This is a genomic window from Alteromonas alvinellae (genome assembly GCF_902705805.1).
Map to the genome: position 1 here is coordinate 1 of NZ_CACSIH010000011.1, position 23,193 is coordinate 23,193.

The following is a 23,193-nucleotide window of genomic DNA, read 5'->3' on the forward strand; positions in this document are numbered from 1 at the left end:
GAAAATAGAGGTCGATTTAATGACGCTTACTAATCTTCGACAAGCTTAGCGAAGGTGCTTTGAAAGCTTTTTAGCCCCTTGGCACTAGTATCGGCTAGGGTTAAGCGGCGCGTACGGCAGTCGGGCAAATGAAACAAACCGTCAGCTAGCGACACCAAACTAATAATTGCTTCGTTACCTTTTAAATCTATACCACAGACTTTCATATTTATTCCTAATTACGTTTGCCTGCTATTATAACCCGTTTCGCGACTGTTATTCACTTGCGAGAGCTTTTCTTTACTTACCATCCATCATGCGTTACCGCACCAGCGGGCCTAGCAAACCTAACTTAGCACAGATTTAATAGTCTCTTTAGACAAGGGTTTTACAAAATGCTCGTCGAACCCAGCAGATTTAGAGTCTTCTACATATTTGTCTGACCCCCACCCGCTTTGAGAATAAAATTTTGTATTCTCCGCTTCAGGTAACGCCTTAAGCATTTTAACTAACTCGTAACCGTCTATATCTGGCATGCCTATATCTAGAAATGCATAGTCAGGTTTGAAGGTTTTAAATGCTTCAACAGCTTCCTTAGGCGAGGTAATGCCCAGAGCGGTAACCCCCATCGATTCAGTCAGCAAACAATAAGCGTCGATAAGGTCTGCGTTATCATCCACAAACATCACTTTACCTTTGCTTTGAACAGAAGACTCCAGTCCTGTACTTTCTGTCTGTTCGTAAGCGGTTTTGGAAATAGGTAGCCTTACTTCAAAGGTGCTTCCTTGGTCAACGCCGCCACTCTTCACAGATACTTCACCGTGATGTAAAGCCACCAGCTTACTTACCAAGGTTAGCCCGATACCAAGCCCGCCTTTGGTATGTGTAGAATGCGCTTCAATTTGAGTGAACATGTTGAACACATCTTTTAGCCTATCTTCAGGGATGCCCATGCCGTTATCTTTAACAGAAACAACAATCATTACTCCGTCTTTTCTGATATCTACAACAATCTTCCCCGACTCTTTTGTATACTTAGTCGCGTTATGAATAATGTTAGAGAAAATCTGGCTTAAGCGCGCTTTATCTCCGTAAACGGTCACATCTTCATCAAGACAATTTACGGTTATATCATGCTTCTTGGCTTTCACTTGCTGCTCAACAATTTCAAGGGAATCAGAAAGGACGTCTTGAATGCTCAATCTTTCAAATTCAAGCTTAACCTTGCCGCGGGTAATACGAGATACATCCATTAAGTCGTTGATGAGTTTAGACATGTATTCCGCTTGTCGATTAATAATTGCCGTTACTCTTTTACGCGTTTTATCATCATCGACCGTTTCTAAAATGCTTGCCCCCGACATGATTGGGCCCAATGGGTTTCGTAATTCATGAGCCAAGGTAGCAAGGAATTCATTTCTGTAATTATCTTGTTTTTCGAGTTCTTGGATGCTTATATGCATACGCTCTTGCACATCAAGAGCATATACCAAAAACATTCTATTTAGCCGATTGGCGGTATCAACATCTGCTTTATCAAAAGGTGTTGAACGCCCCTCAATTTTTCGAGTATGGATAGTAAAAGACGAACGAGGTTTAAGGCGCTCAGATTTTGGTGCTTCTTCTGATTTTTCATCTTCAGCACCAATCCACTTTTGAACGCGGTGGGTTTCTTTTCTAAACCAAGCGGTAAAGTACTGCTTTTTTTCAAACAGTGGAATGATCATAATACCCGCAATACCATGCTCTCGTGCTTCCGGGTAATCATCATAAAGTGAATCGTTTGTGTAAGGAAAACCGCCTTCACTACTGGCCTTAGAAAAGATGTCTTTAATAAGGTCTATCGGTAAGGTAGAGCCAAGCGTAATGGTTTCGTACTGTGAATAGTAAACAAACCCTGAACTATTGAGCGCATCTAAAAAAGCCCGTTCGCCGCTTTTAACCACGCGACTAATAGGGTTAGCTGGGCCAATTTTGTCTAGCATGGCATCAACAGCTTCATCGGTGACAAACTTCTTCTGTTTCGCAATTTCCTCTTCTTTAGCCAACAAATGCCAGCTAAACAATTGACTTAAATTCTCGCACTGTAGCCTTACATCTTGAGGAATATAACAGGCCTCACGATGATGACAGGAAATGAGCCCATATAACTCACCATCGGTGACTAACGAAATGGAAAATGAAGCCCGCAAACCTTGGTTTCTAATATATTGCAGGTGAATAGGCGAGAACGTACGCAGAAGCGAACGAGTCAAATCTAACCGCTCTCGCCCCGACTCCTCCACAGAAGGCACTAGCCTAGCTGGGGGCAACTCAGTATCAGGAGTTAGCCTTACCCAGTTTGTTTTGTACAACTCCCTGGCTTGCTTTGGTATATCTGAGGCGGGGAAATACAAATCTTGGTAAGACTCCATATCTTCAGCTTTGGCTTCTGCTATAACCTTTCCCGAATAGTCTTCATTAAATTTATAAAGTACGACTCTATCCATATTGGTGAGATACCTAATGGTTGACACCATCTCTTGCGCCATCTCACCTAACGACGTCATTTCTTTGAAGCGTGGCGCTATAGACATCGCATAAAGCTTTATAAATTGTTCTGCACTGTAGGTTTCTCTAAATTCTGTAGCAGGCTCTAGCTCAACCACATAATGATGACCCGAGTCATAAACAACGGCTAAATAATCTATTGCCGTACCTTCATTTAAAAGTGATGCTTCCAAATGAAGTTTAATGGGCAGCCTTATTTTGCTCTTCGACACCCTATCGAACGTCTCTTCAAGAAAAGCGCGCTCGTTTGTATTAGAAGAAAGAATATCTAAAAAGTTTTTCCCAATAATCCCCTCAGCAAATATTGTTTCGCAGTTCTCACTGACGATTGAAATATTCAGATCGTCATAGCTAAACGCGATAAGAAAACCGTAACTTTGTACACTTTCAGGAATGTGTATAGGTTCGTCTTCACAACGTTCAAAGTTAAAGTTTTGAGGAGATTGAATCATAGAGTTCCTAAAGTTTGTATCTGTCCGTCATACGCGTGCATGAATCGAAAACTATCCTATCGACAAGTTAATTAATAATGCACTCGCGTTTTACTCGCTTAATTTAATTAAACGCCCGCCTTCCTTATCTTCAAGCACATAGATATTGCCCATGCTGTCTTGCTCGACTTCACGCACTCGCTTACCCCACTCATAGCGCTCGGCTTCTTCCACTTTCCATTTACCTTTATCGTCCTTATTAAAGGCAACACGAACCAGAGCCTTTGAAGACAAACCACCGATGAAACCGTTACCTTTCCAGCTGTTAAACTTATCGCCTTTATAGATGATAAAACCGGCAGGGCTGATAGCAGGCACCCACGCTAATTCAGGTGATTTAAAAATAGGGATATCTTCGTGATTTGGGATTTTTACGCCTGAATAATGGTCGCCCTGCGACACGGTGGGATAACCGTAGTTGCGAGCTTTTTCGATAATATTTAGTTCATCGCCATGGCGCGGCCCCATTTCGTGAACCCATAAATTACCTTGCTCATCAAAGTCGATGCCTAAAGGGTTGCGGTGACCTAATGTCCAAATTTGTTCGGTTACGCTGCCTTGACCATAAAACGGATTATCTTCTGGCACACTTCCATCTTCGTTCAAGCGCACAACTTTACCCAAATTCATTGCCATGTTTTGGGCTGGCGTAAATTTCTGGCGCTCGCCAGAGGTAATAAACAAATAGCCGTCAGGCGAAAACGCCATACGATGTGAATAATGACCGTTACCCGTCACTTTAGGCGATTGACGCCAAATAAGTGTTCTATCAGATAATGTCGCGCCACTATCGGTAACACTAAGCGTAGCGCGCTCTATTACTGCACCGCTAAACGCATCGTCTTTTTCATCCCGTTCCATATACGAAATATAAATGGTGTTATTCGACGCAAAGTCTGGGTGAATAATAACGTCACCTAAACCGCCCTGCCCGCGTGCAGTAACACTTGGCACATTGCTTACAGCAAAACGCTTTTGCTGATTTTTATCAAGCAACCAAAGTGTACCGGCTTTTTCCGTTACCAAACTGTGCCCATCAGGCAAAAAAGCCATCGCCCACGGATTGTCGAAGGTCGACTGCACACTCCCCATCACAGACGAACCATTACTGCCTGTCATTTCAATTTGCTCAGAAGAGCCTGACTGAGCAAAGGTGAAAAATGAAATAGCAAGAAGCGTAACCAATAATGCGACTTTTCGGCTCATGCTGGTTTTGTGCGTATTTAATGTTTGCATCTACGTTCTAACCTTTTAGAGAATTTGCGTACTACTGGTTACACGTTGAGGCTTTAATGTCACGTCAACGGGCGGCGCAAAGGGTTTCAGTTAGCATTGGTTACGTAGATTTAATAAGTAAGGTTTATATTGGCGCCTTGGTTTTGCTATTCCTTTTTTTGAATAGTGTGTACTTCCCTAAACTTTCTTTAATGACGTCATACTTTACTTAAGCCCCGCCTATGTTATGTTCGAATTAGTTTTAGCAACGAAGATAAGGAGGTGATCATATGTCTAGAGTTAAGGTATTTGAACAGGCAGCTATGAGTGAGGGTCGTTCTAGCTAACCCCTTTTACGTAATTGCTCTAGAAGGCTGTTTGATTCAGCCCAGCTCGGAAAGCCGCATCACGTTGCTGAATGCGGCTTTTTTCTTTTTAACTGGCCATTTATTTGGCTATTTTTTGACAAGCAAGAGCGACTATGACAGCGTAGGATAAACAAATTATAAAAAGCTCGCGCCTGATAGCGGGAAAGGGAATTTCAAATGTATCAAAAGCTTGCCTGCGTTTTCATCGGCGCCATATTCACCCTAAGCCTTAGCTTTCACGTAAACGCCAAAGTGCGTGGCGAGGCCGTAATTACAACAATAACGTCAGAAGTTTTGAATGAGTCGCGAGAACTACTTATTCACTTACCTAATAACTATTCCCGCTATAAAGACACCACCTACCCCGTTTTATATTTGCTAGATGGTCAGCGTAATTTTGCACATACCGTTGGCACGCTTGATCTGCTAAATCAGTCTGGAATGGCGCAGGAAATGATTGTTATCGGTATTACCAACACCGAGCGCACGCGAAACTTTACACCTACCTATGATGAAAGCTACAACCAGTGGGGGATATCTGGTGGTGCCGACAACTTTTTAGACTTTCTAGAAAAAGAACTAAAGCCCTATATAAAGGCAAACTATCGCACCAATAACTACGCAATTATCTCAGGGCATTCATTAAGCGCCCTTTTTACCGTGTACGCATTGCAAGAGAGGCCTGAACTGTTTCAAGCTTACTTCGCATTCAGCCCAAGTTTGTGGTGGCACGAAGAAGTGATATTTCCAGAGGCAAAAGCGTTCTATGCGTCAGATAGCGACCTTAACAAATATCTATATATAAATATGGGTAACGAAGATGGGAACATGCTAAGCGCATACGAACGTTACGTTGAACTACTAAATAGCAGCGAACGAAAAGGGTTTACCTTTGATACCGAACTGGATACATCTGAAAGCCACAACACGACTGCGCTTGCAGGTATGAGCTTGGCGCTTCAAAAACAGCTTAATTCGTTACGCCCAACAGGTGCGATAATACAAGAAGGCATTCCTGCGGTAGAGCAATACTATAAAGACCTTTCTGCAAAATACGCTTTTGAAGCAAAGCCAGAATATAAAGCCGTAAACCACGCGGGTTATGCGGCGCTAAACAAACAAGACTTTGACTCTGCCATTGCGATTTTTAAGAAAAATATAGCTAGCTTCCCTAACAAATCTGATGCCTACGACAGCCTAGCAGACGGCTATGAAGCTAACGGCGAATTAGGCATGGCGCTTGAAATGAGAGAAAAAGCGCTAGCAATGAGCTATAAAGAAAATGTTGAAAATGGTGCTTTTAAAACGCGGTTGGCTAACTTGCGAAAGAAGATTGCGGAAGGTGAAGAATCAAAAGAAGCTAACCTTTTAAAATCGGGGCTGGCTGAACGCATTCGAATTGAAGGGCAAGAGGTTGATTACCAATCTTTAGAGCAAAGACAAGCGCATTATGACGTACCTGGTGTGTCTGTCGCGTTTATGAGAAATGGGCAACTAGCTTGGACCATGCAAAGCGGCGTTAAAGATTTGACCACTGAATTGGCTATTGATGAAAACACGGTGTTCCAAGCAGGCAGTATTTCTAAACCCGCATTTGCCGCAGTATTGATGAAATATCGCCAAGATAACTCGCTAGATTTAGACGCAGATGTTAATACCTTACTCACCAGCTGGCAGTTGCCTGAACATGAATGGACTGGGCAAGATGTTGTTTCATTGCGCAGATTATTAAGCCACACGGCGGGTACCACAGTACATGGCTTTCCTGGTTACGCGGCGGGCGAACCCGTGCCTACTTTGCAGCAGGTGCTAGAAGGTGCATTTCCCGCCAACACCGATGCCGTTGTTGTTGATATTCAACCAGGTACGCAAATGCGTTATTCAGGTGGCGGCACAACGCTTGCTCAACTTACCTTGCAAGACGAAGCTAACGAGCCCCTGCCGACTATGTCGCAACGGCTTTTGTTTAAACCATTAGGCATGACGCGTTCTGGCTTCGACCAGCCCATATCGAAAAAACTATCTAACAATATGGCTACCCCGTACGACGGTGACGGTGCGCCAATTAAAGGTGGTGCGCATACTTACGCTACGCTTGCAGCTGCTGGCATGTGGAGTACCCCTTCAGACATGCTGAAAATGGCAAGCGGCGTTCGTAGCGCGTATTTAGGGCAGAAAACCGACTGGATTTCGCAAGCCAGCGCGCAGGAGATGTTAACCAACAATACGCCAAGCATTGAGCCGCCTAATGTTGGTATCGGCTTTTTTATCAATATGAGTGACGATGGAGAAGTTCTGGGCTTTGGTCACGGTGGCGCAGATGCTGGGTTTATGTCGCAGCTATACCTTGAACTAGATACCGGCAACGGCTACGCCATTATGACGAACGGCAATAACGGCAGGCAGTTGATAAGCGAGCTAGAAATACGCCTAAAAGAAGCGCTAAGCGTAGGTTACTCGGAAGCTGAGGTTAGGAAGTTAGTACCCATAAGCCCAAAGGAACTGAGTAAATACATTGGAACCTACGTGGTAACTAACCCTGTGAGTGTTGATGTGGTGCTAGAAAAAACAGCCAATGGATTTGTGCTTAATGCCTTACCTTATGTTGAAAATGAAGAGTATTTTCATGAAGGTGAAGGGCTATTTTTTGCCAAGAATGGCAGTAGTGTTCGGTTTGAGATGGATGAAAAGAACTGGCTGGTTGAGGCACTTGTGATGGATGGGAATATTCGGGGTGTTAGGGACTAGTAAGCGGTAAAGCTAAGTGTTCTCAGAATGTGAGTTTTTTACCGCACTGGTATAAATAGAGTAATTCTACTTGGTCGGAATGCGGCGAATATTCCCGATCAATTTTTGAAACCCTTCATTTAATAGTCAAGCCCTTTCAATGAAGTAGAGTTTAAACTCGACCGTAAGTGTAAAACTATTTAACCCGCTTCTCACTCTAATATCATCGAATTCGATGGCATTAGAATAAGCGCTAAAGCCTTAAAATAACAATTCATTAAAAAATTATAAATGATGAGACACTAAAACCTATAAATAAGGATTGTTAACTGTTCAGTATCACGAGCAATAGTTGGCATGCAGGTTTGTGTCAGAACGAGTAAGTTATCATTATGATTATTCAAACAACCTACGACTATTTCAATATTATTCGTAGGTTGTTAACTCTCTAAAATTCAAGCTTTACCTACTTATTCATTCGCTTTGCTCTTACCCATCGAAAAATTGTAAACGCTACAGCTGCGCATAACGCCCAAAATAGTATGTGGTAAAAATTATGATGGGCGCCTTCCCCTAAAAACGTATCAGTATGCGCATTCGCAGTATTCGCAAAAAAGAAAAAAGCGCTAAGTAATATGCAATGTAATCTCATGATTTAATTCCTCAATATTAATGTTAAGTCTTACAAGCTCAGCATGCCTTCCTTTTCGATAAACGAAATTATGTCTGCAAGGCCCTGCTGAGTTTTCATGTTGCTAAATATAAACGGTTTGTCTCCACGCATTTTTTTGGTGTCTGCATCCATTACCTCTAGCGATGCACCGACTAGGTTGGCTACGTCTATCTTATTAATGATTAATAAATCCGATTTTGTAATACCCGGCCCACCTTTTCGTGGAATTTTATCGCCTGCAGAAACATCAATAACATAAATGGTTAGGTCAGAAAGTTCAGGGCTGAAAGTAGCACTAAGGTTATCTCCACCGCTTTCTACTAATACAAAATCGAGATCATTATGACGTGCCTGTAACTCATCTATAGCCGCTAGATTCATTGAGGCATCTTCGCGAATAGCCGTGTGTGGACAGCCACCCGTCTCAACCCCTATTATTCGATCCGCGGCCAATGCGTCATTTTTCGTTAAAAATTCGGCATCTTCTCTGGTGTAAATATCATTCGTAACAACCGCCATGTTGTACTTGTCTCGTAACGAAAGACAAAGCTGACGAAGAAGGGCTGTTTTACCTGAACCAACTGGTCCTCCCACACCTATACGCAAAACTTGTTTTTTCATAATTTGTGTATCTCTTCTGGTTTATCTTTTTAATTTAATTTCGTTTCGGGCTTACGACCTGAACAACCGTGAATATTGACTTTCATGCCACGCGCTTGCCATCGCTAAGTGGGGTAGGCTATTACCTATATCGTTGTCACTCACATGATTTGCTCGAGTAATTAGCGCTTCGCAATTATTGCTTAACCTAAACAAAAGGTTCTGCGCTTGAGTCTGCCCCAGCGGCACTAGCTTAGTCGCAGCGGCGACTTGGTTATCTATATAAGTCCAGCAGTAGCCACTTTGGGCAGATAAAAGGTCTAAATTGAAAGTGAAAGCGCACAACGAATATGCGCTTACGAAACTACAATCTAATCCGTCAAGAAGGTCAGAATAGGGAGTGATATTGAAATCATCTAGTTGATTCATTAGGCGTATTAACGCCTTCCCCATAGCTAAATCAGACAGCAATAACTCATGACTCTCTCTACACGCGACAATATGCTCATTCCAATAGATAAATGCCTTTGTATCACCGGCGTTAAGCGCCTGATACAGACGATTGATTATAGGAAGATCGGTCTGAGCGATAGACTCTGCCAAATTCACTTCTATCCAGCTTTCAGTACTCGCGCTGTCGGTAAGCCAACCATTTTCAGTGGCGAACTCTAAGCCTTGTGAAAATGAAAAACCGCCCACCGGTAGATTAGCGCTGCATAACTGTAATAGTCGCTGAAGTTGTAATGGACTAGTTTGAGGAGCCAGCTTCATTTAATCCTCATGAGAGTGGCTATGACCATGATTGTGGCCTGATTTTCCATAAGCTCCACTCTCAGGCTCAAACACAGCAGGTGTTTTATTGATACTTAACCCGTAGTTTTCAGCAAGCTCTTCTAAAACATGATCGGGCTTAAAGCGTACCCACCGCTCACCAATTTGTAATGATGTATGGCGATTGCCCAAGTGATAACAAATTTTCGAGAAGCTCAGCCAATCATCTGCAATGGCGGTAGCCACATCTTCGGCTTTGCCTTTTACAACAATAAATTTACCGCATTCAGTTTTCAGTATTTCTCCAACAAGAAGTGGGTGTCCTCGTTCTAAAAATACGCCAATATCTATGCCCGTGTCTGTGGTACTTTTAATCCGCGCTTTCTTTCGGGTGTCATGGTCAAGGGTAATAGAATCATCAATATTCCCATGAATATGCGATAGACGTGTGTAAGCTAGTAACATTTATTTATTCCTTTAAAACAGACAGTACAGCTGTGCCAGTGGCAGTGTCGTTACTGGTTCACATGTGAGTAACTCCCCGTTCGCACGCACCTCATAGGTTTGAGCATCCACTTCAATAGTAGGTTGCCAACTATTATGGATCATGTCGTCTTTGCCTATGTTACGTGTATTTTTGCAAGCGCTTACCATACGTGTCAAACCAATTTTATCTGGTACCCCAGCATCTAAAGAAGCTTGAGACATAAATGTCATTGAAGTATTGGCAGGCGCCTGCCCATGTGCACCAAACATAGGTCTGTAGTAGACGGGTTGAGGCGTGGGTATTGACGCATTCGCATCGCCCATGGGGGCTGCCGCAATAAACCCTGACTTAATTATCATCGCGGGCTTGATACCGAAAAATGCAGGTTTCCAAAGCACTAAATCTGCGAGCTTCCCTATTTCGATAGAACCAACTTCATGGCTAATGCCGTGGCTAATTGCCGGATTAATTGTATATTTCGCAACATAACGCTTTAAACGAAAGTTATCATTTCGTTCAGTATCCGGCGCTAGGGGGCCACGTTGCTGCTTCATTTTATGTGCAGTTTGCCAAGTACGAGTAATCATTTCACCAACACGCCCCATCGCTTGGGAATCTGAGGCAATCATACTGATAGCACCCAAGTCATGCATGATATCTTCAGCCGCAATGCTTTCTTTTCGGATACGAGAGTCTGCAAACGCGATATCTTCTGGTATAGCCGGGTCTAAGTGATGGCAAACCATTAACATATCAAGATGTTCATCTATGGTATTGATTGTGTAAGGGCGCGTAGGATTAGTGGAAGAAGGTAATACGTTTGACTCGCCACAGGCGCGGATAATATCGGGAGAATGACCGCCACCTGCCCCCTCCGTGTGATAAGTATGTATGGTGCGCCCTTTAAACGCACCTAACGTATCTTCAACAAAACCAGACTCATTGAGTGTATCAGTATGAATTGCTATTTGAACGTCATACCGCTCCGCTACTGATAAACAATTATCGATAGAAGCTGGGGTAGTCCCCCAATCTTCATGCAGTTTTAAGCCACATACGCCTGCTTCAATTTGCTCTTCTAACGCAATAGGTAAACTCGTATTCCCCTTTCCTAAGAAGCCAAAATTCATAGGAAAATCATTAGTAGCTTGAAGCATTTTATGAGTATTCCAAGGTCCTGGGGTACAAGTGGTAGCGTTACTACCTGTAGCAGGCCCCGTTCCACCACCAATCATCGTAGTCACACCCGACATTAGCGCTTCGTCTATTTGTTGTGGGCATATAAAATGAATGTGCGCATCTATACCACCGGCCGTAACTATCTGACCTTCACCTGCAATTATTTCTGTGCCGGGTCCGATTTCAATATCAATATTGTCTTGAACATCTGGGTTACCAGCTTTACCAATAATAGCAATACGGCCATCTTTGATACCAATATCAGCTTTAATAATTCCCCAATGGTCCAGAATAACTACGTTCGTGATTACAAGGTCTGGCGTATCAAAACAGCTTGCTTGGCTTTGCCCCATACCGTCCCGAATTACTTTTCCACCACCAAATTTCACTTCTTCACCATACTCGGTAAAGTCTTTTTCCACTTCAAGCCATAAGTCCGTATCCCCTAAGCGAACGCGATCGCCAATTGTGGGCCCAAACATATGTGCATATGAATGTTTATCGATAGTTGCCATTAGCTCAATACCCCTTGTACTTTACCTTGAAATCCAATGACCGTACGGCTGCCTTGATAAGGGATCAAAGTTACCTCGCGCTCTTGCCCCGGCTCAAATCGGATAGCAGTACTTGAGGTAATGTCTAAACGGTAGCCTTTGGTGGCTTCCCGATCGAACTTAAGCGCATTGTTCACTTCATAAAAATGATAATGAGAACCTACTTGTATTGGACGATCGCCCGCGTTAGCCACTTTAATCTTAATACGAGGTCTACCCACATTCAGCTCGCGATCGCCTGAGTCTGTTTTTATTTCTCCGGGAATCATTTACCTATGCTCCTGTTAAATATTTAGACTTTTAAATAATAGGGTTGTGAATAGTGACGAGCTTTGTGCCATCTGGAAATGTGGCCTCTACCTGAACTTCTGGAATAAGCTCACTTACTCCTTCCATTACTTGCTCTTTGGTGAGTAGAGTGCGGCCATAGTCCATCATTTCTGCAACGGTTTTACCGTCTCGCGCGCCCTCAATTATTTCCATCGATATATAGGCCATTGCTTCAGGGTAATTAAGTTTAACGCCCCGCTTTAGTCGCCTTTCAGCTAACAAAGCCGCAGTAAAGATTAATAACTTATCTCGCTCTCTGGGTAATAAATCCATTCTAAGCTACCTTTTCATTCTATTTTTAAGTAAGCCAAATACGAGGAACATTAGCTTCTTTTTGGATGTAAATTGGCCTGATTGTTTTCCAAATACTGGTGAATATGGCTTTGCACTCTTCAGCATGGTCGCCTAGGTATCGCACTACTAATAGGTCTCTTATGTAAGTCACGCTCACTTTCTGGCTAGGTTTGTCGATGCCATCTGTATGTGCAATTTGTTCTCTTAAGCGATCTACCAACTGACTTTTCTCATTTACATTTATGCGTACTTTCGGCGCATGGGCCAACATAGTGGCAAAAACGGAGTGGTTATTGAGCCCCGCTACGTGTGCACAAACATTGTTATTTGGTGTCAGATTAATTCGGTCATGAAAATTAAGTTTACCGTCGATAAACACTCGATTTAGCTGAGTAAACCGGCCTTTCTTAAATGGCTGACCAGCAGCGGGTAACCCTAAGCAACTTATATCCCAGCCAATATAATGTGCTTGTGAACTCAACTTTAAGTCCAACTGGTTAATTGCGTCTGCGCCTTCATAAACGATAGTTTCGAGTGGAAAGTTTTCACAAATACCCTTGCCCAACACGTTAATGTTGCTTATTTGTGTTTGCTTACTGTCGCCGATTGCTAAATTGGTTCTTGCTCGGTAAAAACGATTGGCGCCTGGCGTTGTAATAAGCGCATGCGCTGAATCTTGAATACAAATTTCAATGTTGAGTTCATCACCCGAAACAATGCCTGCAGGAGGGTGAAGCAAGTAAACATGCGCACAATCTTTACCTTCAGGGTAAAATGCCTTTTGCACATTTAAAGGCCCGCGACGGCTAGTTTTAACTAGCTGAGACACATTGCTTTTTATGGCAAATTCTAGGAATAAGCTAGCCAACCACTTATTTTTGAGACCTTTGAATGCACTGGCCTTATTTACAGAACTTGATGCACCCGATAATTTTTCATACGCAAACTCTTGTTTCATATCATCCATTTCAATACATAAGCTATACGGCTAAATACTTACTAACAAGTTCGTCGTTTAAATCCGGCATATCACCTGTAGCAATTACCTGACCTTTTTCCATCAATGCAAAAGTTTCACCCACCGCTCTTGCGAAGGGAAGCTTTTGCTCTACTAACACAATGGTTAGCCCTTGCTCTTTATTTAGCTTTAACAACACATCCCTAATGAGCTGGACAATATTTGGTTGGATACCTTCGTTAGGTTCATCCAATATCAAAATATCAGGGTTTAACACCAACGCTCGAGCTATCGCTAACTGTTGTTGTTGTCCGCCCGACAAGTCCCCCCCTCGTCTGTGCAACATTTCCTTTAACACAGGGAAGAGTTCAAATATATGCTCAGGTATGGTCTTACTAGTTTGCCTTTTGCAGTTTAAACTTATCTTCAAATTTTCTTCAACGGTTAGCTGAGGAAAAATATGACGCCCCTGGGGTACATAGCCTACACCTATCTCTGGTCGCGACTCTACCGAGGCTTTAGACATATCTTTATTGTTAATCGTGAGCTTGCCACCGCTTATTGGCAACAGCCCCATAATGACGTTTAGCAACGTAGTTTTGCCAACACCATTTCGGCCCATAATTACAGTTCGAGAACCCTTTTCTATTTTCAGGTTCGCATCCCAAAGAATTTGAGTACCGCTATATTGTTGATCAATATTCTGTAGTTCTATCATAATGTTAATGCCTTCGCATAGGTTTGATAATGCTTAATGATCAGTTTCTTCGCCTAAATATACTCGAATAACTTCTGGGTTCGACTGGATATCATTCATGGTACCTTCCGCAAGTACAGAGCCTTGATGCAGCACAGTAACTTGGCGAGCAATTGAGCGAACAAACGCCATATCATGCTCGACTACCACCACTGAGCGTTCGCCCGCTAATGATGTTAGAAGTTCAGCGGTGCGTTCCGTTTCTTGCCCCGTCATGCCTGCTACTGGCTCATCAACTAATAGCAATTTGGGATCGGCAGCCAATAACATACCTATTTCAAGCCATTGCTTTTGCCCATGGGACAATCGGCCTGCGGGATAATAGGCTTCATTTACTAACCCTATAGTTCGCAGAATGTTATCAATGCTGTCTTTTTGCTCTGGGGAAAGTTTATGAAACAAAGATGCCCAAATACCTTTGTCACCAGCCAAACTCAACTCTATATTCTCAAATACACTTAAGGCTTCAAACACGGTAGGCTTTTGAAATTTACGCCCAATACCTGCCAACGCGATTTCAGACTCATCCATACCAAGTAAGTCTATATTCTGTCCGAAATTAACTTTGCCCGAATCAGGCCGCGTCTTCCCTGTAATAACATCCATTAACGTGGTTTTGCCCGCACCGTTCGCCCCTATCAGGCATCGTAATTCACCTTTGTTGATATAGAGGTTCAAGTTGTTAAGCGCCTTAAAACCATCAAAACTTAGGTTTACATCTTCAACGTATAGAATTACACCATGGCGCGTATCTGGGTGCTTGCCAACTAGCTGCGGAGCTTTATTAGCAAATTGAGGACTCTTAGTAGTTTGAGTAGTCATCATTCTAATTCCTTTTTACTACCTACATGGTAGGGTGCTTCTTCTTTTGACGTTGTAGGCCCACTATTAAACATTGATAGTTTGTCGAAGATATTAGGTAGCAAACCGGCTATACCCTTTGGAAGTAACAGCGTGACCAATACAAATAGGCCTCCGAGAGCGAAAAGCCAAGCTTCTGGCATAATAGCGGTGAATCGGGTTTTCGCGTAACTCACTACAATAGCTCCGATGATCGCACCATAAAGAGTGCAGCGTCCGCCAATCGCAACCCACACCACCATCTCTATTGAGTTGAGCGGAGAAAACTCACCAGGATTTATAATGCCAACTTGCGGAACATAAAGGGCACCAGCTAAACCGGCTAGCATTGCAGATACAACGAATATCCATACTTTATAATGCTCTGGCTTATATCCTACGAAACGAACGCGGCTTTCTGCATCTCGCGTAGCGGTAATAACTCTTCCCATTTTTGAAGAAACTATAAAGTGACTAATGGCGTAACCAATTGCTAATGCAATAGCTGTAGCAACAAATAACGCAAGTTTGGTACTGGGGTTTTGCAAAGAGAAACTAAATATTTCTTTAAAATCGGTTAGTCCATTATTGCCACCAAATCCCATTTCATTTCTAAAAAAGGCCAACATCAACGCGTATGTCATTGCTTGAGTCATAATAGATAGATACACCCCACTTACTCGCGATCTAAATGCCAGTGTTCCAAAAATAAAGGCAAGCAACCCAGGCCCTAGAAACACCATCACAACCATCCAAATTGCACTGCTACTTCCCGCCCAAAACCAAGGAATTTCCGTCCAATTTAGAAAAACCATGAAATCTGGAAGGTCGGGATTACCATAAACACCTCTGTCACCAATTTGGCGCATAAGATACATGCCCATGGCGTACCCACCGAGTGTAAAAAAGGCTCCGTGCCCTAAGCTAAGCACGCCACAGTAACCCCATACTAGGTCTACGGCTAAGGCCAAAAGTGCATAGCACAAATACTTTCCTAAAAGACTTACTGTGTAGTCACTAACGTGTAACAAAGCACCGTCAGCGAAAACCAGATTACAAAAAGTTACGTAAGCCGTTGATAGAAATAAGACGCTCACCACTACATGAAGGTTGCTTAGCGCTTTAAACTTCTCTTGAAAAACGTTTGATAAAATAGTCATTAGTCTGCGCTCCTACCCTTTTGTGGGAATAAGCCTTTCGGACGTTTTTGGATAAACAATACCAAGCCTATAAGCACGATAATATTTGCCAGCACAGACCCCGTAATAGGTTCAAGAAATTTATTAATTGTACCGAGTGACATAGCCGCAACTAACGTTCCCCACAAGTTGCCTACTCCACCAAATACAACGACTAAAAATGAATCGATAATGTAGGCCTGACCTAGGTTTGGTCCGACGTTGGTCAATTGACTAAGCACTACACCCGCTACACCCGCAATACCCGAACCTAAACCAAAGGTAGCAGCATCTACCCAGTCACTTTTTATACTAAGCGCGCGTGCCATGTCCCTGTTTTGTGATACAGCGCGAACGTGCAAACCTAATGATGATTTTTTAAGGATTAACATCAGTGTAAAAAACACAACGAGCGAAAATATAATGATGTATAGCCGATTGTAGGTTAACGAAAAGACGGGATTTATAACCCAAGATCCCGTCATCCATTCAGGCGCCTGCACCTGTCTATTAAGCGGAGAAAAAACCGTACGCACTAATTGCTGAAGTATTAAAGATACGCCGAACGTAGCTAATAATGTCTCTAACGGGCGCCCTTTTAAGAAGCGAATTACGCCTCGCTCAATTAATACCCCCACAAACCCCGAAACTAAAAAGGCAGCGGGAATAGCCATTAATAGCGAATATTCGATAAGGGACGGAAAAGTAATTTGTATGACATATGTAGTATAAGCGCCCAGCATAATCATTTCGCCGTGCGCCATGTTAATTACACCCATCACGCCAAAAGTAATTGCTAAGCCAATTGCAGCTAACAATAATACTGAGCCTAAACTTAATCCAAAAAATACATTTTCAATAAATCCGTAGCGGCTGCGCTTTGCGTCTATATTTTTAATGACTTCATTGAGCGCCGCAGCTAGTTCTGCTTCTTGCGCATTGCGCTGACTTTGTGGCAATTCCCTTAATATATTTGCCATGGTATTTCGCACTTCAGGCTGCAGACTACTTTCTAAATCACTAACAGCAACTAGTTTGGCTTGATGCTCACCCGTTTTTAGCTGGTTTAATGAAAGCACCACATTCATTAATTCTGACACTTCTGGGTCTTCTTCTTTATCAAGCCGTAGCGTGATAGCGTCTAACCCCATCGTGGACGGATTGTCGAGTAACTGCTTTACGGCTTGTAGACGTACATCCTTATTAGGGGAATTTAAGTCTAGTACAGCGATAGCACTTCGGATTAAACCCCGCAGTCGGTTGTTTGTGCGTACCTTTCTAATTTTCGACTTTTTAACCGATGCGAGTTCTGAGTCATGCAATACATCAGTTAGTTCGTACTCTTTACCTACCTTTATAGCGGCAACAAGCAGCCTATTTGATTTGATATAGTACAAGTCACCGTTCAACACTAGTGACAATATTTCTCGGGTTTTTGGGTGAGGAACTTGGCTAATTTCTGTTACCAAAGATTCCATTTGGTTCAACTTCGCGCTTGGCAATTTAGCTGCGAGTGAATAAAGTGCAGCGTCATTCTCATTGCTAGGTTGAACGGTCTGAACATCTGCTGTTTGTGCATATACAGGTGCTTTACACAAGCATATTAAGCAGATGAATAACCAACTAACCCACCGGGTGTGCGTTCGAATCATCTTATATTCCTCTTATACAAAGCTTAATGCACAACGTTTAAGCCGCTTCTAGATGCTCTTGTACTAACAGTGGTAAATACACTCTATTTAAAGTACGTTTGGGATTCAGGCTCTTAACGTCATGGAGGCTGGCTACTTGTATGTCAGTAGCCAGGTTTACCCATTCTTTAAACCTTCTAACCCGAGCATTTACCTGTCGTCACATCAAAATTTCCGCAACGAAGTGGTGCAGTCCAGTCCGACATGAGGTTTTTTGAACTCGGTAGAAAGTCTGACCACGCATCACCAATCACTGTATCTGGTGTTTCCCAAACCACTTCAAATTGACCATCTTCTTGAATTTCGCCAATTAGCACGGGCTTCGATAGGTGATGGTTTGCATTCATAACTGCAATGCTTCCTGTGAGATTTGGCACTGCGATACCGATCATCGCTTGCTCTACTTCGTCTACATCTGTAGTGCCTGCTTTTTCTACCGCTTTTGCCCACATTTTGAAGCCAATATAAGTTGCTTCCATTGGGTCATTCGTTACACGTTCATCATCACCAATGTAGCGTTGCCAACCTTCGATAAATTCATCATTTTCATCTGATTCAACACTTTGGAAGTAATTCCAAGCAGCAAGATGTCCAACAAGAGGCGCTGCATCAAAGCCCGAAAGCTCTTCTTCACCTACAGAGAATGCCACCACTGGAATATCTTCTGCAGAAATGCCTTGGTTGCCTAATTCTTTGTAAAATGGAATGTTCGCATCGCCGTTAATTGTAGAAACCACAGCAGTCTTCTTGCCTGTTGAGCCGAACTTTTTGATCTCAGAAACAATACCTTGCCAGTCAGAATGACCAAATGGGGTGTAGTTAATAAGAATGTCTTCGTCTTTAACGCCTTTCGCATTCAGATACTCTTTTAATATCTTGTTTGTCGTGCGTGGGTATACATAATCAGTTCCTGCTAGAACCCAACGAGTAGCACCGATATCATTCATTAAATAATCTACCGCTGGTATAGCTTGCTGGTTAGGCGCTGCGCCTGTGTAGAACACATTCTTCGAAGACTCTTCCCCTTCGTATTGCACAGGGTAGAACAACAAGCCGTTGAGCTCTTCAATTACGGGCAATACGGATTTTCTTGACACTGACGTCCAGCAACCGAAAATCACATCGACCTTTTCCTGTGCCAGTAACTCCCGAGTTTTTTCTGCAAACAGCGGCCAGTTTGACGCGGGGTCAACTACCACAGCTTCTAGCTTTTTACCCAGGATACCGCCCGCTTTATTCTGTTCTTCAATCATCATCAACACTGTGTCTTTCAATGTTGTTTCTGATATTGCCATGGTGCCCGACAGCGAATGTAGTACACCTACTTTAATAGTATCTGCCGCTAACACGATTTGAGAGCAAAATGTACTAACTATAATTGTGCTGGCGAGGGCGATCTTTTTAAATTTCATTTGAGTATTCCTTTTATCAATGTGATTGAATTAGCTTAGAAAGTAACTAGTGCTTTAAGGGCCATAAGGTCTACATCTACCCCATTTTGTTCACCCATTCGGTATTCAAATACCACCCATAGGTTTTTGGTAAAGGTATAGCTTGGTGCAATCGTGATAGCGCTGCCATCTTCTACTTCTGCGCCACTTGCATCATCGATTGCATAGTCGTGATAACGTAAAGTAATAGCAAAATCGTTCATTGCGTAATTGCCCATGATTAAGTAACCAGAGGCTTCTGAATCGATGCCATAGCGATAGGCATAAGCTGGAGCGTTTTCTGAAGTGTTATATTCAACGGCAAGGGTGAGAGAGCCTTCTATATACGCGGCCCACAAATTTACCAGTGTGGTAGTTTCATCTGTTCCGTCGAGCTTGTCGCTTGAATAAAAAGCTTTTGCAATTGTGGCTTCAGTGGGCGTAACTGCTAACATTGCTTCAAACGCAGGATGATCTGTATCCCTGTTCTCACCTTCTAAGTCCCCTAAATCGTTAACCAATGACAAGGCAACTTGGTAGCCATTTCCCTTGTAAAAACCTGAAACTCCCTGCTGATAACCACCGTAAAAGTATGCGGCATAGCCAGTTCCTGAGTACTGATAGAGACCCGTTGGTTCTTCCGTTTCCCAACCTGTATAACTAAGAAAACGTCCTGCTTTTACACTAAAATTTTCTGATACTGCGTAGGAAATAAAAGCTTGTTCAATGTCGACTTCCTCTCCAGTTCCGTTGTCTTGGTATTCCAAGTCAACTTGCGCTGAAAACTTACTGTCAAAACTATAAAGAAAATCTATTTCGAATTGATCTAAACCGGATGACTGTTCGGTGCCAACTCCTTCAACGTCAACTGACGACCACGACATATCAATAAAGCCAGTAACCGAAAGACTGTCAGTTAATTTAAATTTATCGTCCGCGTGCGCCGTACCTGTGAGACTCAAAGCGATAAATCCAACGGCCGCGGCCGGTTTTAATGTTTGGGCTAGTTTCATTTGCATTCCTTTATTAAAGTAATCAGCACATGGTCAGTGAGCTCTATTTATTGTGTTTATTTCCAACACGTTCATTATGAGTTTTGAATGCAATGAAAAGAATGCGCAAAAGCACGCAACCACCTACGTATAAATACGCATGGTTAAGTGGTTTAACTTATGTAAGATGGGAAGATCTAAACAACGAAAGTTCGTTGATAAATAATGTATTTCTTTGTAATAACTCAAAAAAACGTAGCACTTTAAAATGCAATCTAATCAAAAAATAATTCCGACCCGACGCAGTTACAATAAACTTGTTGCGAATGAAATGATGGAAGATTTCGCTTTGCGTTTTACCGCGAAGAAAGCTCGAAAGTGGTCTTTGAATAAGGTTGCAGGAACTGCCCTCGGGATTGTTTCTTTTCTCGTACTAGAAGCTATTGGTGGTGCCGCCACAATTAATTTTGGGTTCATTAACGTGGCATGGGCGATATTGTCTGTGGTGCTTGTTGTATTTTTGACCGGCACGCCTATCAGTTACTACGCGGCAAAATACGGCGTTGATATCGACCTATTAACCAGAGGGGCCGGATTTGGTTACATAGGCTCAACTATAACCTCACTGATTTACGCCTCTTTTACGTTCATTTTTTTCGCACTTGAAGCCGCTATCATGGCGATGGCCTTGCACATCCTATTTGGCATATCTTTAGCAATCGGGTATGTGATTAGTGCATTGCTAGTACTTCCATTAGTTACGCATGGGATTAGTTATATAAGCCGATTCCAGGTTTGGTCTCAGCCTATTTGGGTAATACTTCAATTAGTGCCTCTCCTTTTCGTGTTTCAACACCCTGACAGCAACTTCAAAGACTGGATTGCTTTTACTGGAATTGGCGAAAATGAAACCGAGGCACGCAATTTCAACTTACTTTTATTCGGAAGTGCATCCGCTATATTGCTTTCCCTAGTTGCGCAAATTGGTGAGCAGGTAGACTTTCTGAGATTTTTACCGGAAAGACCCAAAGCTGGCAGGTTTAAATGGTGGTTAGCTTTGATAGCTGCTGGCCCTGGATGGATTTTTTTTGGCGCATTAAAATTATTTTTAGGGTCTTTTCTAGCGTACTTTGCACTTACTCAAGGTGTGGATATTGACTTGGCAGATGACCCGGCACACATGTATAACCTAGCTTTTAGCTTAGTTTTTGATAACCCAACTATAAGCCTTATCGTTGCCTGTAGCTTTGTGGTTATTTCTCAGTTAAAAATTAACGTCGCCAATGCGTATGCAGGCTCGTTAGCATGGTCTAACTTTTTCTCTCGTGTAACTCGCACTCATCCCGGTCGAGTGATATGGACCGTGTTCAATGTAGTCATCGCACTATTGCTAATGGAGTTAGGTATATACCAAACGATAGAGACCATGTTATCCGTTTATTCTGTATTGGTATTGTCATGGCTAAGTTCTGTTGTAGCTGACTTAATAATAAATAAGCCGCTAGGCATTAGCCCCAAGCACATTGAATTTAAACGTTCTCACTTATACGACATTAATCCTGTGGGAATTGGCGCAATGTTCATATCTTCTTTCATCGGTATAACGGGCCATTACGGCTGGTATGGTGAAACAATTCAAGCTCTTGCCTCTTACCTTGCCTTTTTCTTACCTTTTATCTTAGTTCCTGTCATTGGAAAACTCACCGGTGGTAAATACTATTTGGTTGATGATAAAGTAGCTATTACACAAACCAGCTGTGTATGTTGCATTTGTGAAAATGAATTTGAGCAAGAGGATATTACTTTTTGTCCAGCATATAGTGGGGTCATCTGCTCGCTGTGCTGTTCATTAGATGTGAAGTGTGGAGATATCTGTAGGCCAGAAGCTACGCTCTTTGCACAATCACAGATATTTTTTCATCGTTTTTTAAGTATCGACCTTCTTAAAGCCTTAACGACCCCTATGTCACAGTTTATAGCGCTAACATTTGCGCTAAGTTGTGTTAGCGCCAGTATTCTATATTTAGTTTACCTTCAAGTACCTTCTACCTCAGGTGCAAATGTCCTTTTTGCAGATATGCTAATTAAGATATTTTTCTTGCTCTCTATCATTGTTGGCATACTAAGTTGGCTATTTGTTTTAGCAAGAAACGCTAACAAAATAGCCCTTAAAGAACTTCGTTCCCAAGCGTCAGCTTTGGCCGATGAAATAGGAGCCCACGAAGTAACGTCCATTGCGCTTGAAAAAGCAAAGAATGCTGCTGAGGCTGCAAATGAAGCCAAGAGCCGATATTTAGCGGGACTAAGCCATGAGCTGCGAACGCCATTAAATGTGATGCTAGGTTATTCACAGCTATTAGGTAAAGATGTTAGTTTAAGTGAAAAACAACGAGACACTATGGGCATCATGCGAAGAAATGGGGAGCATCTTGCCAATTTGATTGAAGGACTGTTGGAAATATCAAAAATAGAAGCTGGCCGCCTAACACTTCACCGAGATGAATTTAATATTAGAGCTATATTGAAACAACTCATCGATATGTTTGAATTGCAGGCAAGTAACAAAGGTCTCAATTTTCACACTAACATCAGTACAAAGCTTCCCGATGTAGTGGTTGGTGATAAGCAAAGACTTAGGCAAATATTGATTAATTTGATCTCTAACGCCATCAAATATACAGAGGCCGGTCATGTTAAATTCGATGTTCAGTATAGAAATGAAGTCGCGATTTTTGTCGTTGTAGATACAGGCTCAGGTATAAGCGAAGCGCATAAAGAAACTATTTTTCAGCCCTTTGAGCAAATTAGAAACACCCATACACAGGCGATTGGTGGCACTGGGTTAGGATTAACGATATCTCGCTCTTTAACCGAATTAATGGGCGGTGAACTTAGCTTCAAAAGTTTACTAGGGAAAGGTTCAACCTTTACTTTGCGCTTAATGCTTCCACGCATTACTCAAAATCAAACCACGCCGGAAAATCATAGCCAACATGTTTGCGCATACTCAGGCACGCGTAAAACTATACTGGTGATAGACAATGAGCCTCATCAACAGCAGTTGCTTAAAGATGTATTAACTCCACTTGGTTTTATTGTGTTGCTAAGGCGTGTTGATCTTTCGTGATT

At 42.5% G+C, this 23,193-nt stretch carries 17 protein-coding genes and 1 pseudogene; 2 read left to right on the top strand and 16 right to left on the bottom strand.

The genetic code is table 11. The features are described 5' to 3' along the window. Nucleotides 1-32: 32 nt before the first annotated feature. The 3 genes and pseudogenes from ACX5KA_RS00570 to ACX5KA_RS00580 form a co-directional block, all read right to left on the bottom strand. A pseudogene (locus ACX5KA_RS00570) lies at nt 33-206 on the bottom strand (DUF3010 family protein); the annotation flags it as partial. Nucleotides 207-326: 120 nt separating this feature from the next. Then, on the bottom strand, nt 327-2,981 hold the full coding sequence (locus ACX5KA_RS00575) for an ATP-binding protein (RefSeq protein ID WP_458730202.1): 2,655 nt from the start codon (nt 2,979-2,981) through the stop codon (nt 327-329). Between the two features lie 90 nt (nt 2,982-3,071). Next, the gene (locus tag ACX5KA_RS00580) at nt 3,072-4,256 is read right to left on the bottom strand and encodes a PQQ-dependent sugar dehydrogenase (RefSeq protein WP_458730203.1); all 1,185 of its coding nucleotides are present in this window, start codon (nt 4,254-4,256) and stop codon (nt 3,072-3,074) included. A 524-nt stretch (nt 4,257-4,780) separates the two neighbouring features. Here ACX5KA_RS00580 and ACX5KA_RS00585 point away from each other — a divergent pair. Beyond that, complete coding sequence (locus tag ACX5KA_RS00585) at nt 4,781-7,351, top strand: serine hydrolase (RefSeq protein ID WP_458730204.1); 2,571 nt, start codon at nt 4,781-4,783, stop codon at nt 7,349-7,351. Between the two features lie 661 nt (nt 7,352-8,012). Here the strand turns inward: ACX5KA_RS00585 and ureG are convergent. The 13 genes from ureG to ACX5KA_RS00650 form a co-directional block, all read right to left on the bottom strand. Next, a complete protein-coding gene (gene ureG / locus ACX5KA_RS00590) occupies nt 8,013-8,624 on the bottom strand; it encodes an urease accessory protein UreG (protein ID WP_012519279.1) in 612 nt (203 codons plus the stop codon). A 51-nt stretch (nt 8,625-8,675) separates the two neighbouring features. Further along, on the bottom strand, nt 8,676-9,374 hold the full coding sequence (locus ACX5KA_RS00595) for an urease accessory protein UreF (RefSeq protein WP_020744077.1): 699 nt from the start codon (nt 9,372-9,374) through the stop codon (nt 8,676-8,678). Continuing rightward, entirely contained in the window at nt 9,375-9,839 is a 465-nt protein-coding gene (ureE, locus tag ACX5KA_RS00600) for an urease accessory protein UreE (RefSeq protein ID WP_012519281.1), read from the bottom strand. A gap of 12 nt (nt 9,840-9,851) precedes the next feature. Further along, on the bottom strand, nt 9,852-11,555 hold the full coding sequence (gene ureC / locus ACX5KA_RS00605) for an urease subunit alpha (protein ID WP_012519282.1): 1,704 nt from the start codon (nt 11,553-11,555) through the stop codon (nt 9,852-9,854). Continuing rightward, on the bottom strand, nt 11,555-11,863 hold the full coding sequence (locus tag ACX5KA_RS00610; protein WP_012519283.1) for an urease subunit beta: 309 nt from the start codon (nt 11,861-11,863) through the stop codon (nt 11,555-11,557). Before ACX5KA_RS00610 ends, ureC begins: the two co-directional genes overlap by 1 nt. 31 nt (nt 11,864-11,894) lie before the next feature. Continuing rightward, a complete protein-coding gene (locus tag ACX5KA_RS00615; protein WP_012519284.1) occupies nt 11,895-12,197 on the bottom strand; it encodes an urease subunit gamma in 303 nt (100 codons plus the stop codon). 25 nt (nt 12,198-12,222) lie between these two features. Further along, on the bottom strand, nt 12,223-13,185 hold the full coding sequence (locus ACX5KA_RS00620) for an urease accessory protein UreD (protein WP_020744079.1): 963 nt from the start codon (nt 13,183-13,185) through the stop codon (nt 12,223-12,225). Nucleotides 13,186-13,198: 13 nt separating this feature from the next. After that, complete coding sequence (urtE, locus tag ACX5KA_RS00625) at nt 13,199-13,894, bottom strand: urea ABC transporter ATP-binding subunit UrtE (RefSeq protein ID WP_012519286.1); 696 nt, start codon at nt 13,892-13,894, stop codon at nt 13,199-13,201. A gap of 33 nt (nt 13,895-13,927) precedes the next feature. Next, nucleotides 13,928-14,755, bottom strand: coding sequence for an urea ABC transporter ATP-binding protein UrtD (gene urtD / locus ACX5KA_RS00630; protein WP_012519287.1), 828 nt, complete (start codon nt 14,753-14,755; stop codon nt 13,928-13,930). Next, nucleotides 14,755-15,933 carry an urea ABC transporter permease subunit UrtC gene (gene urtC / locus ACX5KA_RS00635; RefSeq protein ID WP_020744080.1) on the bottom strand — a complete coding sequence of 393 codons (1,179 nt, stop codon included), beginning with the start codon at nt 15,931-15,933 and terminating at the stop codon, nt 14,755-14,757. The genes urtD and urtC overlap by 1 nt, the downstream gene beginning before the upstream one ends. Beyond that, complete coding sequence (urtB, locus tag ACX5KA_RS00640; protein WP_458730205.1) at nt 15,933-17,603, bottom strand: urea ABC transporter permease subunit UrtB; 1,671 nt, start codon at nt 17,601-17,603, stop codon at nt 15,933-15,935. The genes urtC and urtB overlap by 1 nt, the downstream gene beginning before the upstream one ends. A gap of 176 nt (nt 17,604-17,779) precedes the next feature. Then, nucleotides 17,780-19,054, bottom strand: coding sequence for an urea ABC transporter substrate-binding protein (urtA, locus tag ACX5KA_RS00645; RefSeq protein WP_020744081.1), 1,275 nt, complete (start codon nt 19,052-19,054; stop codon nt 17,780-17,782). Nucleotides 19,055-19,089: 35 nt separating this feature from the next. Continuing rightward, nucleotides 19,090-20,085: an outer membrane beta-barrel protein gene (locus ACX5KA_RS00650; RefSeq protein ID WP_198813918.1), complete on the bottom strand. Its 996-nt coding sequence runs from the start codon at nt 20,083-20,085 to the stop codon at nt 19,090-19,092. A gap of 247 nt (nt 20,086-20,332) precedes the next feature. Between ACX5KA_RS00650 and ACX5KA_RS00655 the strand changes: the two genes are divergently transcribed. Continuing rightward, on the top strand, nt 20,333-23,191 hold the full coding sequence (locus ACX5KA_RS00655) for an ATP-binding protein (protein ID WP_458730206.1): 2,859 nt from the start codon (nt 20,333-20,335) through the stop codon (nt 23,189-23,191). Nucleotides 23,192-23,193: the final 2 nt, after the last annotated feature.

What these genes read in the sequence shown, in the direction of transcription:
- ACX5KA_RS00575 (WP_458730202.1), bottom strand. Translation starts at nt 2,981, where the DNA reads ATGATTCAATCTCCTCAAAACTTTAACTTTGAACGTTGTGAAGACGAA.
- ACX5KA_RS00580 (WP_458730203.1), bottom strand. Translation starts at nt 4,256, where the DNA reads ATGCAAACATTAAATACGCACAAAACCAGCATGAGCCGAAAAGTCGCA.
- ACX5KA_RS00585 (WP_458730204.1), top strand. Translation starts at nt 4,781, where the DNA reads ATGTATCAAAAGCTTGCCTGCGTTTTCATCGGCGCCATATTCACCCTA.
- ureG (WP_012519279.1), bottom strand. Translation starts at nt 8,624, where the DNA reads ATGAAAAAACAAGTTTTGCGTATAGGTGTGGGAGGACCAGTTGGTTCA.
- ACX5KA_RS00595 (WP_020744077.1), bottom strand. Translation starts at nt 9,374, where the DNA reads ATGAAGCTGGCTCCTCAAACTAGTCCATTACAACTTCAGCGACTATTA.
- ureE (WP_012519281.1), bottom strand. Translation starts at nt 9,839, where the DNA reads ATGTTACTAGCTTACACACGTCTATCGCATATTCATGGGAATATTGAT.
- ureC (WP_012519282.1), bottom strand. Translation starts at nt 11,555, where the DNA reads ATGGCAACTATCGATAAACATTCATATGCACATATGTTTGGGCCCACA.
- ACX5KA_RS00610 (WP_012519283.1), bottom strand. Translation starts at nt 11,863, where the DNA reads ATGATTCCCGGAGAAATAAAAACAGACTCAGGCGATCGCGAGCTGAAT.
- ACX5KA_RS00615 (WP_012519284.1), bottom strand. Translation starts at nt 12,197, where the DNA reads ATGGATTTATTACCCAGAGAGCGAGATAAGTTATTAATCTTTACTGCG.
- ACX5KA_RS00620 (WP_020744079.1), bottom strand. Translation starts at nt 13,185, where the DNA reads ATGGATGATATGAAACAAGAGTTTGCGTATGAAAAATTATCGGGTGCA.
- urtE (WP_012519286.1), bottom strand. Translation starts at nt 13,894, where the DNA reads ATGATAGAACTACAGAATATTGATCAACAATATAGCGGTACTCAAATT.
- urtD (WP_012519287.1), bottom strand. Translation starts at nt 14,755, where the DNA reads ATGACTACTCAAACTACTAAGAGTCCTCAATTTGCTAATAAAGCTCCG.
- urtC (WP_020744080.1), bottom strand. Translation starts at nt 15,933, where the DNA reads ATGACTATTTTATCAAACGTTTTTCAAGAGAAGTTTAAAGCGCTAAGC.
- urtB (WP_458730205.1), bottom strand. Translation starts at nt 17,603, where the DNA reads ATGATTCGAACGCACACCCGGTGGGTTAGTTGGTTATTCATCTGCTTA.
- urtA (WP_020744081.1), bottom strand. Translation starts at nt 19,054, where the DNA reads ATGAAATTTAAAAAGATCGCCCTCGCCAGCACAATTATAGTTAGTACA.
- ACX5KA_RS00650 (WP_198813918.1), bottom strand. Translation starts at nt 20,085, where the DNA reads ATGAAACTAGCCCAAACATTAAAACCGGCCGCGGCCGTTGGATTTATC.
- ACX5KA_RS00655 (WP_458730206.1), top strand. Translation starts at nt 20,333, where the DNA reads ATGCAATCTAATCAAAAAATAATTCCGACCCGACGCAGTTACAATAAA.